The sequence below is a fragment of the Ciceribacter ferrooxidans genome (assembly GCF_004137355.1).
GTDB lineage: Bacteria > Pseudomonadota > Alphaproteobacteria > Rhizobiales > Rhizobiaceae > Allorhizobium > Allorhizobium ferrooxidans.
Map to the genome: position 1 here is coordinate 1 of NZ_SDVB01000170.1, position 15,019 is coordinate 15,019.

Sequence of the window (15,019 nt, forward strand, 5' to 3'; positions counted from 1 at the left end):
AGCCGGTCAGATCGGGGCTGGTCGGCGTGCCGTGCGGCAGCCCAAAGTGACATTTCAACTTTGCGCCGGAACGGACATTTCAATCTGGCCGCCACATTGCATGTAGCCGGGTGACTTCCAGAATGACGTGCCGCGATGTCGCCTCTCGACGTTTCGGCAATGCTCTCACAGGGAGCCGAGTGTCGCCTGATCCGCCAGGATCGCCTCCGCCTCGTCGCGCTCCATGGCCATGACCTTGCGCGTGATCTCGAAGCCGAAGCCGTTGCGGGCGAATGCGGAGAATTCCCGTGCCTCGCGCTTCTCGTCGCCTTCGCTACGGCGGAACGGACCGAAGCCACGCTTGCGGGCGAAGATCAGTGCGGCCGGCAGATCGTCGGCCTCCGCCAGAGCTTCTGCGACGGTCTCCCGGTCGATGCCCTTGTCGACGAGCCTGCGGGCGATCGCGCGTTTCGACTTGCCGCTCCTCGCGGAAGATCGCGCCTTGATCTCGGCATAGGACACATCGTCGAGCGCCCGCACCTGTCGGCCGAATTCGATAGCGGCGGCCGCGAGCGTCTGCACCTGCGCCTCGCTGATCTCGTCGAACTTCTGCCGCGCCTTGCGCGAGACGGCGTCGGAAAGCTCGCGCTCGGTCATCATCTTGCGAGAGAGCCGGTAGGCCGCAGAGTTGCGGGCCCAGGCGAGCATGCGCGGCGTCGGCCCCTCGATTTCGCCCTCGTCCATGACCCCTGCCCCAATATCGCTTATCGGCGATTCACGATATACACCTATGCGGCCTCGACATCGCCTTTGGCCCACATTTCCTGCGTCTCGGCCATGAAGTCGGCAAAACGGCCTTCCTCGATCGACTTGCGGATACCCTGCATGAGCTCCTGATAGTAAGCGAGATTGTTCCACGAGAGCAGCATGCCGCCGAGCGCCTCGTTCGAGCGCACGAGATGGTGGAGATAGGCGCGCGAATAATCGCGGCTTGCCGGGCAGTTCGATTGCTCGTCGAGCGGACGCATGTCCTCCGCGTGGCGGGCGTTGCGGATATTGACCTTGCCGCGGCGGGTAAACGCCAGCCCGTGGCGGCCGGAGCGGGTCGGCATCACGCAGTCGAACATGTCGACGCCGAGGGCGACCGATTTCAGGATGTCGTCGGGCGTGCCGACCCCCATCAGGTAACGCGGCTTTTCGCTGGGAAGAACCGGCAGCGTGATGTCGAGCATGTCGAGCATCACCGCCTGCGGCTCGCCGACGGCCAGCCCGCCGACCGCATAGCCCTTGAGGTCGAGCTGTTTCAATCCTTCCGCAGAGCGGATGCGCAGGTCCGGGATGTCCCCGCCCTGCACGATGCCGAACATCGCCTTGCCGGGCTGCTCGCCGAAAGCGATGCGGCAGCGCTCGGCCCAGCGCAGCGACATTTCCATGGCGCGTTCGATTTCCTTCGGCTCCGCGGGAAGCGCCACGCATTCGTCGAGCTGCATCTGGATGTCGCTGTCGAGAAGCCCCTGGATCTCGATGGAGCGCTCGGGCGACATGTGATGGGTCGATCCGTCGACATGGCTCTTGAAGGTAACGCCCTTCTCGTCGAGCTTTCTGAGGCCGGAGAGCGACATGACCTGGAAACCGCCGCTATCGGTGAGGATCGGGTGCGGCCAGCGGATGAGCTCGTGAAGGCCGCCGAGGCGCGCGACGCGCTCCGGCCCCGGCCGCAGCATCAGGTGATAGGTATTGCCGAGAATGATGTCGGCGCCGAGCTCGCGCACCTGGTCGAGATACATCGCCTTGACCGTGCCGACGGTGCCGACCGGCATGAAGGCCGGCGTGCGGATGACGCCGCGCGGCATCGAAATCTCGCCGAGACGCGCCTTGCCGCTGGTGGCCTTGAGCTTGAACTCGAATTTCTCGTGCATGGTCAGGATTTCCGGAAGAGAAGGCTGGCGTCGCCGTAGGAATAGAAGCGATAGCCGGATTCGATCGCATGGGCATAGGCCGCACGCATGGTGTCGAGGCCGGCAAAGGCCGAAACCAGCATGAAGAGCGTGGATTTCGGCAGGTGGAAGTTGGTCATCAGCACGTCCACCGCCCTGAAGCGATAGCCCGGCGTGATGAAGATGCCGGTTGCGCCGGACCACGGCTCGATCTGACCGGAGGCGTTTGCCGCGCTCTCGATCAGCCGCAGCGAGGTGGTGCCGACGCAGACGATGCGCCCGCCCCTCGCCTTCACGGCGTTGAGCCGCGCCGCCGTTTCGGCGCTGACATGGCCGGTCTCCAGATGCATCTTGTGGTCGTCGGTGTCGTCGGCCTTGACCGGCAGGAAGGTGCCGGCACCGACATGGAGTGTCACGAAATGGCGCTCGATGCCGGCCCTGTCGAGCGCCTCGAAGAGCGCCGGCGTGAAATGAAGCCCGGCGGTCGGGGCGGCGACGGCGCCCTCCTTGCGGGCGTAGACGGTCTGGTAGTCGGTGCGGTCCTTCTCGTCCTCGCCGCGCTTGGAGGCGATATAGGGCGGCAACGGGATGTGCCCGACCGTCATGATCGCCTCGTCGAGCGCCGGCCCGGAAAAATCAAAGCGCAGCGTCACCTCGCCCGCCTCGCCCTTCTCCTCGACCACGGCGCCGAGGGTTCCGAGCAGGCAGGCATTGCCGGAATGGCCGAATTCGATGCGGTCGCCGACCTTGATGCGCTTGCCGGGGCGGGCAAAGGCCTTCCAGCGCTCCGGCCCGATCCGCATGTGCAGCGTCGCCGAGACCGGCGTCTCCTGCCCTCCTTCGCGCAACCGCTTGCCTTCGAGCTGGGCGGGAATGACCTTGGTGTCGTTGAAGACGAGCGCATCGCCGGGCGAGAGGAAGGACGGCAGGTCGAAGACGTGGCGATCCTCGAGCACCGGCTCGCGATCGGGCCTGACGACGAGCATGCGGGCGCTGTCACGCGGGCTCACGGGCCTCAGCGCAATGCGCTCGTCCGGCAGGTCGAAATCGAAAAGGTCTACGCGCATGGTGTCTCGGCTTCGGGAAAACGCGAAACCCGCCCGGGCGTCATGGACGCCGGGCGGGCTCTGAAAGCGGCTCTCGCTCAGGCGTCGGCGGCGACCTTCATCGAGACGATCGAATCCGGATCGCGCACCGGTTCGCCGCGCTTGATCTGGTCGATGATCTCCATGCCTTCGACGACTTCGCCCCAGACGGAATACTGCTTGTTGAGCCAAGGGGCGTCGGTGAAGCAGATGAAGAACTGCGAGTTGGCGGAGTTCGGGTTCTGCGAGCGGGCCATCGAGCAGGTGCCGCGCACGTGCGGCGTGGCGGAAAACTCGGCCTTGAGGTCCGGCTTGTCGGAGCCGCCCATGCCGGCGCGGGCCGGATTGAAGCTCGGGCCGCCCTGCTTGCCGTACTGCACGTCGCCGGTCTGCGCCATGAAGTCCTCGATCACGCGGTGGAAGACGACGCCGTCATAGGCCCCTTCCCGCGTCAGTTCCTTGATGCGGGCGACGTGGCCGGGCGCGACGTCGGGCTTCAGCGCGATCACGACCTTGCCCTTCGTCGTTTCCATGATGATGGTGTTTTCCGGATCCTTGATCTCGGCCATAGACTTACTCCTCTCGGGGGCACGGATGCCCGTTTTAAGATTACCTGCCGACCGTGACCTTGAGCATCGCGTCGGGATCGCTGACTTCGCCGTTGGCGCCCTCGCCGCGCTTGATCTTGTCGACATATTCCATGCCGGCCACGACCTTGCCGACGACCGTGTACTGGCCGTTGAGGAAGCCGCCGTCGGCGAACATGATGAAGAACTGCGAATTCGCCGAGTTCGGGTCCTGGGCGCGCGCCATGCCGATCGTGCCGCGCTCGAACGGGATGTTGGAGAATTCAGCCGGAAGGTCGGGCAGCTTGGAGCCGCCGGTGCCGGCGCGGGCCGGATCGTAACCGTCCTTGAGATCGCCGAATTCCACGTCGCCGGTCTGTGCCATGAAGCCGTCGATCACCCGGTGGAAGGCGACGTTGTCATACTCGCCCTTGCCGGCGAGCTCCTTCATGCGCTCGACATGCTTCGGAGCGACTTGCGGAAGCAATTCAATGACAACCGGCCCGTCCTTCAACTGGATCGTGAGGATATTCTCGTTCGACTGCGCGTTGGCCGTACCGAACAGTCCGGCAACCGCGAGCGTTGCGGCAAAGGCAAGATGAAGCAGCTTCATGGTGGCTCCGTAGTGTTTCGCTAACAGGTCAGGACTTGAGCCTGGATTTGAGGGCCGTGAGGACCGAGGCCGGCACGAAGGCGCTGACGTCTCCGCCCATGGACGCGATCTGACGAACCAATGTGGCCGTTATGGGCCGCGAGGCGGTGCCGGCCGGCAGGAAGATCGTCTGCAGGTCCGGCGCCATCTGGTAGTTCATGCCGGCCATCTGCATCTCGTAGTCGAGATCGGTGCCGTCGCGGAGCCCGCGCACGAGGAGCTTGGCGCCGTGGCGGCGGGCCGCATCGACCGCGAGATTGTCGAAGGAAACGACGGAGATGTCGCCCACCCGCCCGGGCATCGCTTCGGCGAGCGAGAGGCGGATCAGTTCCGCGCGCTCGTCGTAGCTGAACATCGGCGCCTTGCCGGGATGAATGCCGATGCCGACGATCACTTTCGACACGACATTCAGGGACTGAACGAGCACGTCCAGATGCCCGTTGGTCATGGGATCGAATGATCCTGGATAGAAGGCGATGGTCATGGCGTCCCGGATTCTTTGTTTGGAGCCTTTTGTCACGGACGGCCGGAAATCGCAAGGGACTTGGCCGGCAAGCACCCGGCGCGACACGAACCAAAGAAGGTCAGCGAAACGGCCGAAACCCCGTCCGGACGGGGCATTTCGCGCGGGCACCCCACTTCCCTGCCGGCCACTTTTGGAGTATCGCCTGCGACCGATGCTGCGTCGCACAAGGCCGGGCAGAAAGATGAACGCCAGATGAACAAGCCATTAAGGCGGGCTTCAGGCTGACCTTGATATCAGATTTTCACAATGCAGAGGAACAATGCCATGGGCAGAACATTCTTTGCGCAATGCGGCAATACCAGAAAGGACAAAGACCATGCCTGATAAAGTGACCCTTATCAACTTGGTTTGGATGGCGACCATGACGGCAATGCTTGCGACCTCCGTCACGTTCTACATGAACGAGAAGAATGACGCCAAGTTCTATGGACCGCCGATGACGGCGAGCTACCATACCTTCGGGCACTGATCTTTCACTTCAGGTGCAGCCGCAGCGGGATAATTTGACGAGGAGGATGTAGATGTTCACGACGCTCACCGTACTCGCAGCCCTGATCTGCGGAATGTTCGTCGCCTCGGTGACCTCGACCGTTTCGGCCCTGCGGCGCGAGAGCGAGGATTACAAGCTGCTGATGGAAAGGCACAAGGCCTTCTAGCTGCTGCCGGGCCGCCCAGACCTCCAGGGGTCGACGCTCGCCGCGGGGATCCACACCTGCTGCGGCCACCAGAGGCGTCTCACCCCACCGGCCCCCGACCAGAAATTCGAGCCTCCGCCGCTCCCGGCGCGAGGCTCTTTTCACGTGGTGCTTGCGCGAAAGGCGCTGCTCGTCCGAACGACTTGGCCGCCGGATCGCTCCGACGGCCAAACTGTCATTCCTTACTCGGTGTCGCCCTCGCCGGGAGCCTCTTCCGCGACACCCTCGACATCCGCCTCGCCTTCGGGCTCGCTGATCCGCTCGACCGAGACGACCTTTTCGTCCTTCGCGGTGGAGAAGATCGTGACACCCTTGGTGGCGCGGCTCGCGATACGGATGCCGTCGACCGGCACGCGGATCAGCTGGCCGCCGTCGGAGACCAGCATCAGCTGGTCGTTGTCCTCGACCGGGAAGGCGGCGACCAGTTCGCCGATCTCCGCCGTCTTCGAGGTGTCGGTGGCGCGGATGCCCTTGCCGCCACGGCCCGAGGTGCGGAAGTCGTAGGAGGACGAACGCTTGCCGAATCCCTTTTCCGAGACCGTGAGCACGAACTGCTCGCGGGCCTTGAGCTCCTGGTAGAGCTCTTCGGAGAGGTCGGCGAGTTCGCCCACCTCCTCGCCGACGAGCGCGATGTCCTCTTCGTCCACCCCGCTGGCGCGCCGTTCGGCGGCCGAACGCTTGAGATAGGCTGCGCGCTGGGCGGCATCGGCATCGACATGGCCGAGGATGGTCATGGAGATCAGGCGGTCGCCGTCGGCGAGCGTGATGCCGCGCACGCCGATCGAGTTGCGGCCGGCGAAGACGCGAACCTCGTCGACCGGGAAGCGGATCGCCTGGCCGAGCGCGGTGGTGAGCAGCACGTCGTCGCGATCGGTGCAGGTCTCGACGGAGAGGATCTCGTCACCATCCTCGTCGAGCTTCATCGCGATCTTGCCGTTGCGGTTGACCTGGACGAAGTCCGAAAGCTTGTTGCGGCGCACCGTGCCTCGGGTCGTCGAGAACATGACGTCCAGGTTTTCCCAGGTCGTCTCGTCTTCCGGCAACGGCATGATCGTGGTGATGCGTTCGCCGGGTTCCAGCGGCAGCATATTGATCAGTGCCTTGCCGCGCGAGGTCGGCGTGCCGATCGGCAGACGCCAGACCTTCTCCTTGTAGACGATGCCGCGCGAGGAGAAGAACAGCACCGGCGTATGGGTGTTGGCGACGAAAAGACGGGTCGCGAAATCCTCGTCCTTCATGGCCATGCCGGACCGGCCCTTGCCGCCGCGCCGCTGGGCGCGGTAGGTGGCGAGCGGCACGCGCTTGATGTAGCCCGCATGGCTGACGGTGACGACCATGTCCTCGCGGGCGATCAGGTCCTCGTCGTCCATGTCCGGACCGCCTTCGACGATCTCGGTGCGGCGCGGCGTGCCGAACTCGTCGCGGACGGCGGCGAGTTCCGCCTTGACGATGTCCTGGATGCGCAGGCGCGAGGAGAGGATTTCGAGATAGTCGGCGATCTCGGCACCGATCTTGTTCAGCTCCTCGTCGATCTCGTCGCGGCCGAGCGCAGTGAGGCGCGCCAAACGCAGTTCGAGGATCGCGCGGGCCTGCTCTTCCGAGAGGTTGTAGGTCAGGTCTTCGTTGATACGGTGGCGCGGATCGTCGATCAGGCGGATCAGCGCCTCGACGTCGTGGGCCGGCCAGCGGCGTTCCATCAACTGTTCACGGGCCGTCTGCGGATCGGGCGCACGGCGAATGAGGTTGATGACCTCGTCGATGTTGGCGACGGCGATGGCGAGACCGACCAAGACATGGGCGCGTTCGCGCGCCTTGCGCAGCAGGTACTTCGTTCGCCGGCTGACGACCTCCTCGCGGAAAGAGACGAAGGCCCGCAGCATGTCGAGAAGCGCCATCTGTTCCGGCTTGCCGCCGTTCAGCGCCACCATGTTGCAGCCGAAGGAGGTCTGCAGCGGCGTGTAGCGGTAGAGCTGGTTCAAAATGACGTCGGCATTGGCATCGCGCTTCAGTTCGATGACGACGCGGTAGCCTTCGCGGTCGGACTCGTCGCGCAGATCGGAGATGCCCTCGATGCGCTTCTCGCGCACCAGCTCGGCCATCTTCTCGATCATCGTCGCCTTGTTCACCTGATAGGGAACCTCGGTGATGATGATCTGCTCGCGGTCGCCGCGCATCGGTTCGATCTTCGCCACGCCGCGCATGATGACCGAGCCACGGCCGGTCTCATAGGCCGACTTGATGCCCGAGCGTCCGAGGATCATCGCGCCGGTCGGGAAATCCGGGCCCGGAATGATCTGCATGAGTTCGGGCAGATCGATCGCCGGATTGTCGATGAGGGCGATGCAGCCGTCGATGACTTCGCCGAGATTGTGCGGCGGAATGTTGGTCGCCATGCCGACGGCGATGCCGCCCGCGCCGTTGACGAGCAGGTTCGGGAACTTCGCCGGAACGACGACCGGTTCGGAGAGCGTGCCGTCGTAGTTGTCGCGGAAGTCGACCGTCTCCTTGTCGAGGTCGTCGAGCAGCGAATGGGCGGCCTTTTGCAGGCGGCACTCCGTATAGCGTTCGGCCGCCGGCGGGTCGCCGTCGATCGAACCGAAATTGCCCTGGCCGTCGATGAGCGGCAGGCGCAGCGACCAGTCCTGGGCCATGCGCGCCAGCGCGTCATAGATCGCGGCGTTGCCATGGGGGTGATACTTACCCATGACGTCACCCGTCACGCGGGCGCACTTGACGTACTTCTTGTTCCAGTCGATGCCGAGCTCGGACATGCCGTAGAGAATGCGGCGATGCACCGGCTTCAGGCCGTCGCGGACGTCGGGAAGCGCGCGGCTGACGATTACGCTCATGGCGTAGTCGAGATACGACCGCTGCATTTCCTCAATGATGGAAATCGGCTCGATGTCGGACGGGGACTTGCCGCCGCCGGGAGTGCTTTGCTCAGTCAAATCTGGTCACGATCTCTGTTCGGAATCACTGTCTAGCTTATAGCCGAAAGGGCGCCGTAGCGCCAATTTCGCAGCAGGTTTTGAACAGCTTTTGCGGCGCTGGAAAGGCAGGACGATCAAATACCTAGACAAATTCGAGGCTGTCGGTGCTACTGTCCGCGAAATCGCAGGAGAGGCAGACACGATGGCACCGACAGACGCACTGATAACGGCATTCACCACGCTGCTGGTGACGCTCGATCCGCCGGGGCTCGCGCCGCTCTTTCTCGGCCTCACCCAGGGCATGACCGGCGCGCAGCGTCGCCAGGTCGCCGTCCGCGGCTCGCTCATCGCCTTTGGAATCCTTGCCGTTTTCGCCGTCTTCGGCTCGGGCATCCTCGGCGTCCTCGGCATCTCGATGGGCTCCTTCCGGATCGCCGGCGGCCTGATGCTGTTTGCGATCGCCTTCGAGATGATCTTTGAGAAGCGCAACGAGCGGAAGGAAAAGACAAAAGACGACGCCATCACCCGCGACCACATCCACCATCTCGCCGTCTTTCCGCTGGCGATCCCGCTGATCGCCGGACCCGGTGCGATCTCGGCGACGGTGCTGATCGCCGGCACGATGGACGGCATCGCCGGCCGCGTCGGGCTGATCGGCGTTATCGCCGTCTCAATGGCACTCGTCTTCCTGGCGCTGATGCTGGCGGAAGGCCTCAACCGCTTTCTCGGCGTCACCGGCCGGGCGCTGCTGACCCGCCTGCTCGGTGTGCTGCTTTCGGCGCTCTCGGTGCAGTTCGTTGTCGACGGGGTGAAGTCGGCCTTCGCCGGGTGAGACGCCGGCGTTTCCGCCGGCGTCTGCCCCTCAGTTGCGGTGCAGGAAATCGAGGAGCGCCGCGTCGAAACGATCGCTCTCCTCCAACTGCATCGTGTGCCCGCTGCGCTCGAACATCTCGATCGTCAACCGGGCGAAATCGCCCCGGAACGGCTCCCATGCCGCGGGCGGCGCGATGAGGTAGTCGAAGCGCCCGAGGGTGAGGAGCACCGGCGCCGTGACGCCGCGCGCGAGTGCGTGCATGTCGATGTCACGGAACACCTCGCCCCACAGATGATCGAAGCCGATGTCGTTGATCCAGACGCCGTCCCATAGCGGACGTGCGTCGAAGCCTGCGTCGAACCAGCTGCGGGCGCCGAGCCGGATCAGCAGATGCTTGAAGCGCTCGTGCGGATGGGCGGCGATGTCACCGGCGAGTTTCGCCATCTCGCGGTCGAAGATCAGCTTGCGCGCGGCCGAGGCTTCCGCCGCCCAGCGGCGTTCCGCCCACTCTGCGAGATCGGCCCCCTGGTTCGGGCCGGTGCCGGCGAGGACGACGTGGGATACGCGATCGGGAAACCGGCGCGCATATTCGAGCGCCATGTAGCCATGGCCCGAATGCCCGAGAACGGCGAAGCGCTCCAGCCTGAAGGACTGCCGCGCCAGTTCGATGTCGTCGATGATCCGGTCGAAGGCAAAGTCGCTCGCCTCCGCCGGCCGGACCGGGCGGGCGAAGCATCTGTGATCGACGAAGTGGAGGCGGACCGAACGGCGAAGTCCGGGCGAGAAGGTCCGCGCGTAGTAAAGGCTGCTGCCGATGACCAGCACCGGGAGCCCCTGCCCTTCGATCGCGTAGCCGAGCTCGAAGATACCCGAGCGAATGATGCCGCGCTCGGCGCGGCCGTAATCCAGTTCTTCCATGATGATGTATCCGGTAGTGCGGTTCGCCGCGCCGTGTCGGGCGCCGGGAACCGGACGTTGATTCAGGAAAACACACGAGCGCAGCTCGGCAAAAGGCCGGCGGCGACGTGCAATGGTTTTCATGGTCAAGGTCGCTAACGGATCAGGCGCATGGACTTTCTCCCGGAGCCTTGTGAGGCGAGGATCGCCGCCGGCAGCAATACCGATCCTGCCGGAGGAGGACAAGATGTGAGGCGCGACGCGAGCAGCCCGCGGAAGCTCAGCTCAGCGCTGCGCTTTCAGGATGCGTTTCCAGATCGTGCCGCCGAGATAGCGGTTGAACACGACGAAATAGGCGACGATCAGCGCGAACAGAACGAAGGCCGGCAGGCCATTCAACTGAAAACCGCCCTCCGTGCGGCCGCCGGTCACCGAGGCAACCAGAAAGCCGAGCACGAAAAAGGCGGTGAAGAAATCGAGCAGCGCCGCGAGCACGATGCGCCAGGTCGCGGGTCCGGTATCCGTTTTCGTCTCTCCCATCGAAAGCCCCCTTTCGGATCAACGAGAAGATATGGCGCGCGCCCGGCCGGACGGTGGTCCCTGAATCAGAACGGGATGTCGTCGTCGAGATCGCGCGAGAAATTGCCGCCGCCGCCCTGGTTGCCGGTGCGGGCCGGCGCACGGGACGGCTGGTTGTAATCGTCGCCGTAGCCGCCGCCGAAGTCGTTGCCGCCACGCGAGGCGCCGCCGCCCTCGCCGCGACCGCCGAGCATGGTCAGGTTGGAATTGAAGCCCTGCAGGACGACTTCGGTCGAATAGCGGTCGTTGCCGCTCTGGTCCTGCCACTTGCGGGTTTGCAGCTGGCCCTCGACATAGACCGTCGAGCCCTTCTTCAGGTACTGTTCGGCGACCTTGCAGAGACCTTCGTTGAAGATCACCACGGTGTGCCACTCGGTCTTTTCCTTGCGTTCGCCGGTGTTGCGGTCGCGCCAGGATTCGGACGTCGCAATGCGCAGGTTGGCGATAGGACGGCCGTCCTGGGTCCGGCGGATTTCCGGATCCGCGCCGAGATTCCCGATCAGAATTACCTTGTTTACGCTACCAGCCATAACACACACCTTGGGAAGAGAGGGCGCCGGACCGGCCGCGCCCGCATTTGTCGATTTCCGCCACCTTAAACCAATCGCCGGCCCCGATGGAAAGTCTTAACCGTTAATCCACAGCGAAAAATGTTCTTTATTTGTTCTAGTGATTGTCTATGATCCTGTCAACCGACTCGAAATGTGACCCGTGACGTCCTGTTGCGCCTCGACAGAGGCACAGTGATGACTAAATAAGGACTGTCCTTCTCCAAGCGAGCCTTGTCCATGAGTGAACTGAAGACCATTTCCATCCGCGGCGCCCGCGAGCACAACCTGAAGGGCATCGATCTCGACCTGCCACGCAACAGCCTGATCGTGATGACCGGGCTTTCCGGTTCGGGCAAGTCGTCGCTCGCCTTCGACACCATTTATGCCGAGGGGCAGCGCCGCTACGTCGAGAGCCTCTCGGCCTACGCCCGGCAGTTCCTCGAGATGATGCAGAAGCCGGATGTCGACCAGATCGACGGGCTTTCGCCGGCGATTTCGATCGAGCAGAAGACGACCTCGCGCAATCCGCGCTCCACCGTCGGCACGGTCACCGAGATCTACGACTACATGCGCCTGCTCTTCGCACGCGTCGGCGTTCCCTATTCGCCGGCCACGGGCCTGCCGATCGAGAGCCAGACGGTCTCCCAGATGGTCGACCGCATCCTCGCCTTCGAGGAGGGTTCGCGCCTCTATATCCTTGCGCCGATGATCCGCGGCCGCAAGGGCGAGTACAAGAAGGAGCTCGCCGACCTGATGAAGCGCGGCTTCCAGCGGGTGAAGATCGACGGGCAGTTCTACGAGATCGCCGAGGCGCCGGCGCTCGACAAGAAGTACAAGCACGACATCGACGTGGTGGTCGACCGTGTGGTGGTGCGCCCGGACATCGGCACGCGTCTGGCAGACAGCCTGGAGACCTGCCTGAAGCTCGCCGACGGGCTGGCGATCGCCGAGTTCGCCGATAAGCCGCTGCCGGCTTCAGAAACGGCGGCGGGCGGATCGGCCAACAAGTCGCTCAACGAGACGCACGAGCGCGTGATGTTTTCCGAAAAATTCGCCTGCCCGGTCTCCGGCTTCACCATTCCGGAGATCGAGCCGCGGCTCTTTTCCTTCAACAATCCTTTCGGCGCTTGCCCGACCTGCGATGGGCTCGGCTCGCAGCAGAAGATCGACGAGGCGCTGATCGTGCCGGAGGTACAGCGGCGGTTGAACGACGGCGCAATCGCGCCCTGGGCGAAGTCGTCGTCCCCCTACTACAACCAGACGCTCGAATCCCTCGGCAAGGTTTTTGGGTTCAAGCTGTCGAACCGCTGGTCGGATTTGAGCGAGGAGGCGCAGCGCGCGATCCTGCACGGCACGGAAGAGAAGATCGAGTTCCACTATGCCGACGGGGCGCGGGCCTATACGACGACCAAGACCTTCGAGGGGATCGTTCCGAACCTCGAACGGCGCTGGAAGGAGACCGATAGCGCCTGGGCGCGTGAGGAAATCGAGCGGTTCATGTCGGCGGCCCCCTGCCCGGCCTGCGCCGGCTACCGGCTGAAGCCGGAGGCGCTTGCCGTCAAGATCAATGGCCTGCACATCGGGGAAGTGACCGGCATGTCGATCCGCGTCGCCGGTGCCTGGTTCGAGACGCTGCCGGCGAAGCTCAGCGACAAGCAGAACGAGATTGCCGTGCGCATCCTCAAGGAGATCCGCGAGCGGCTGCGCTTCCTGAATGATGTCGGGCTCGACTATCTCTCGATGTCGCGCAATTCCGGCACGCTTTCGGGCGGCGAGAGCCAGCGCATCCGGCTCGCCTCGCAGATCGGCTCGGGGCTGACCGGCGTGCTCTATGTGCTGGACGAGCCGTCGATCGGCCTGCACCAGCGCGACAACGCCCGCCTCATCGAGACGCTGAAGCACCTGCGCGACATCGGCAATACGGTGATCGTGGTCGAGCATGACGAGGACGCGATCCTTTCCGCCGACTACGTCGTCGACATCGGCCCGGCCGCCGGCATCCACGGCGGCGAGGTGGTGGCGCAGGGCGTTCCCGCCGAGATCATGGCCAATCCGAATTCGCTGACGGGCAAATACCTCTCCGGCGAGCTCGGCGTTGCGGTTCCCGCCGAACGCCGCAAGCCGAGGAAGGGCCAGCAGATCAAGGTGATCGGCGCGCGCGGCAACAATCTGAAAAACGTCACCGCAAGCATTCCGCTCGGCGTGTTCACCGCCGTCACCGGCGTTTCCGGCGGCGGCAAGTCGACCTTCCTCATCGAGACGCTCTACAAGGCGGCGGCACGCCGCATCATGGGCGCGCGCGAGAACCCCGCCGAGCACGACCGCATCGACGGCTTCGAGTTCATCGACAAGGTGATCGACATCGACCAGTCGCCGATCGGTCGCACGCCGCGCTCTAACCCGGCGACCTATACCGGCGCCTTCACGCCGATCCGCGACTGGTATGCCGGCCTGCCGGAGGCGAAGGCGCGCGGCTACCAGCCGGGCCGCTTCTCCTTCAACGTCAAGGGCGGCCGCTGCGAAGCCTGCCAGGGCGACGGGGTGATCAAGATCGAGATGCACTTCCTGCCGGACGTCTACGTGACCTGCGACGTCTGCCACGGCAAGCGCTACAATCGCGAGACGCTCGACGTCACCTTCAAGGGCAAGTCGATCGCCGACGTGCTCGACATGACGGTCGAGGAGGGCGTCGAATTCTTCTCCGCGGTGCCCGCGGTGCGCGACAAGCTGCAGTCGCTCTTCGACGTCGGCCTCGGCTATATCAAGGTCGGTCAGCAGGCGAACACGCTCTCCGGCGGCGAGGCGCAGCGCGTCAAGCTCGCCAAGGAATTGTCGAAACGTTCCACCGGGCGCACGCTCTACATCCTCGACGAGCCGACGACCGGGCTGCACTTCCACGACGTGGCAAAGCTCCTCGAAATGCTGCACGAGCTCGTCAGGCAGGGCAATTCGGTGGTGGTGATCGAGCACAATCTCGAGGTCATCAAGACGGCCGACTGGGTGATCGATTTCGGTCCCGAGGGCGGCGACGGCGGCGGCGAGATCGTCGCGACCGGCACGCCGGAACAGATCGTCGAGGCCGAGCGCTCCTATACCGGCCAGTTCCTCAAGGAACTGCTGGAGCGGCGGCCGATGCGCAAGGTGCAGGCGGCGGAGTGAAAGATGATCCTGATCGGGCAGTATGACTCCTCTTTCGTTCGCCGCGTCGGCATCGCGCTGACGCTCTACCGTCTTCCGTTCGAGCATCGGCCCTGGTCGGTTTTCGGCGACGGCGAGAAGATCCAGGCGCTCAATCCGCTGATGCGGGTGCCGACGATGGTGCTGGACGACGGGACCGTGCTGGTCGACAGCGTCACCATTCTCGACCATGTCGACAGCCTCGTTCCCGAGGCCGACCGCCTCTGGCCGGCACCGGGCGAACGCCGGCATGCCTTGAAGGTGATGGCGCTGGCGACGGGATTTGCGGACAAGGGCGTGAGCCTGTTCTACGAACTCGTGCTGCACAAGGTGCCGGCGGAGGTCTGGATGGACCGCTGCCGGTCGCAGATGCGCGCGACACTGAACGCACTCGAGGCCGATCGCGCCGGCCGGCCGACGCCGTTCTGGTTCGGCGACAGGATCACGCACGCCGATATCGCGGTCGCCTGCGCGCTGCGCCACATCGGAGACTCCCATCCGGGCTTCATATCGGCGTCCGAGGTGCCGGCACTTGCCGCGCACGGCGAGCGCCTCGAAACCCTGCCGGTTTTCAAGACGATTTCCCAGCCATTCATCCCGCCGGCATGAGAACGGTCGCGCGGCACCGACA

The 15,019-nt window shown here is 64.4% G+C and carries 14 protein-coding genes; 4 read left to right on the forward strand and 10 right to left on the reverse strand.

The features are described from left to right. Positions 1 to 165 precede the first annotated feature (165 nt). The 6 genes from recX to coaD form a co-directional block, all read right to left on the reverse strand. Positions 166 to 723, reverse strand: coding sequence for a recombination regulator RecX (gene recX, locus EUU22_RS04340; protein WP_129330844.1), 558 nt, complete (start codon positions 721 to 723; stop codon positions 166 to 168). 44 nt (positions 724 to 767) lie between these two features. Further along, entirely contained in the window at positions 768 to 1,898 is a 1,131-nt protein-coding gene (gene tgt / locus EUU22_RS04345) for a tRNA guanosine(34) transglycosylase Tgt (RefSeq protein ID WP_129330845.1), read from the reverse strand. Positions 1,899 to 1,900: 2 nt separating this feature from the next. After that, positions 1,901 to 2,983 carry a tRNA preQ1(34) S-adenosylmethionine ribosyltransferase-isomerase QueA gene (gene queA / locus EUU22_RS04350; RefSeq protein ID WP_129330846.1) on the reverse strand — a complete coding sequence of 361 codons (1,083 nt, stop codon included), beginning with the start codon at positions 2,981 to 2,983 and terminating at the stop codon, positions 1,901 to 1,903. A gap of 77 nt (positions 2,984 to 3,060) precedes the next feature. Continuing rightward, on the reverse strand, positions 3,061 to 3,570 hold the full coding sequence (locus tag EUU22_RS04355; RefSeq protein WP_129330847.1) for a peptidylprolyl isomerase: 510 nt from the start codon (positions 3,568 to 3,570) through the stop codon (positions 3,061 to 3,063). A gap of 40 nt (positions 3,571 to 3,610) precedes the next feature. Then, complete coding sequence (locus tag EUU22_RS04360; protein ID WP_129330848.1) at positions 3,611 to 4,180, reverse strand: peptidylprolyl isomerase; 570 nt, start codon at positions 4,178 to 4,180, stop codon at positions 3,611 to 3,613. A 28-nt stretch (positions 4,181 to 4,208) separates the two neighbouring features. Beyond that, positions 4,209 to 4,703, reverse strand: coding sequence for a pantetheine-phosphate adenylyltransferase (gene coaD, locus EUU22_RS04365; RefSeq protein ID WP_129330849.1), 495 nt, complete (start codon positions 4,701 to 4,703; stop codon positions 4,209 to 4,211). Positions 4,704 to 5,266: 563 nt separating this feature from the next. Here coaD and EUU22_RS25950 point away from each other — a divergent pair. Continuing rightward, complete coding sequence (locus tag EUU22_RS25950; RefSeq protein WP_280956469.1) at positions 5,267 to 5,401, forward strand: hypothetical protein; 135 nt, start codon at positions 5,267 to 5,269, stop codon at positions 5,399 to 5,401. Between the two features lie 221 nt (positions 5,402 to 5,622). Here EUU22_RS25950 and gyrA read toward each other — a convergent pair whose 3' ends face one another. After that, a complete protein-coding gene (gene gyrA, locus EUU22_RS04370; protein ID WP_129330850.1) occupies positions 5,623 to 8,388 on the reverse strand; it encodes a DNA gyrase subunit A in 2,766 nt (921 codons plus the stop codon). A gap of 184 nt (positions 8,389 to 8,572) precedes the next feature. On the opposite strand from gyrA, the gene EUU22_RS04375 reads away from it, so the two are divergent. Beyond that, a complete protein-coding gene (locus EUU22_RS04375; protein ID WP_129330851.1) occupies positions 8,573 to 9,202 on the forward strand; it encodes a MarC family protein in 630 nt (209 codons plus the stop codon). 30 nt (positions 9,203 to 9,232) lie between these two features. On the opposite strand, the gene EUU22_RS04380 is transcribed toward EUU22_RS04375, so the two are convergent. The 3 genes from EUU22_RS04380 to EUU22_RS04390 all read right to left on the reverse strand — a co-directional run bounded on the left by EUU22_RS04380 (position 9,233) and on the right by EUU22_RS04390 (position 11,190). Continuing rightward, complete coding sequence (locus EUU22_RS04380; RefSeq protein ID WP_165351092.1) at positions 9,233 to 10,102, reverse strand: alpha/beta fold hydrolase; 870 nt, start codon at positions 10,100 to 10,102, stop codon at positions 9,233 to 9,235. A 264-nt stretch (positions 10,103 to 10,366) separates the two neighbouring features. Continuing rightward, positions 10,367 to 10,621, reverse strand: a complete 255-nt coding sequence (locus EUU22_RS04385) for a hypothetical protein (protein WP_112691744.1) — start codon at positions 10,619 to 10,621, stop codon at positions 10,367 to 10,369. 65 nt (positions 10,622 to 10,686) lie between these two features. After that, the gene (locus EUU22_RS04390) at positions 10,687 to 11,190 is read right to left on the reverse strand and encodes a single-stranded DNA-binding protein (protein WP_129330853.1); all 504 of its coding nucleotides are present in this window, start codon (positions 11,188 to 11,190) and stop codon (positions 10,687 to 10,689) included. Positions 11,191 to 11,448: 258 nt separating this feature from the next. Between EUU22_RS04390 and uvrA the strand changes: the two genes are divergently transcribed. Both uvrA and EUU22_RS04400 read left to right on the forward strand, forming a co-directional pair. Next, entirely contained in the window at positions 11,449 to 14,370 is a 2,922-nt protein-coding gene (gene uvrA, locus EUU22_RS04395; protein WP_129330854.1) for an excinuclease ABC subunit UvrA, read from the forward strand. Positions 14,371 to 14,373: 3 nt separating this feature from the next. Beyond that, positions 14,374 to 14,997: a glutathione S-transferase family protein gene (locus tag EUU22_RS04400; RefSeq protein WP_129330855.1), complete on the forward strand. Its 624-nt coding sequence runs from the start codon at positions 14,374 to 14,376 to the stop codon at positions 14,995 to 14,997. Positions 14,998 to 15,019 lie beyond the last annotated feature (22 nt).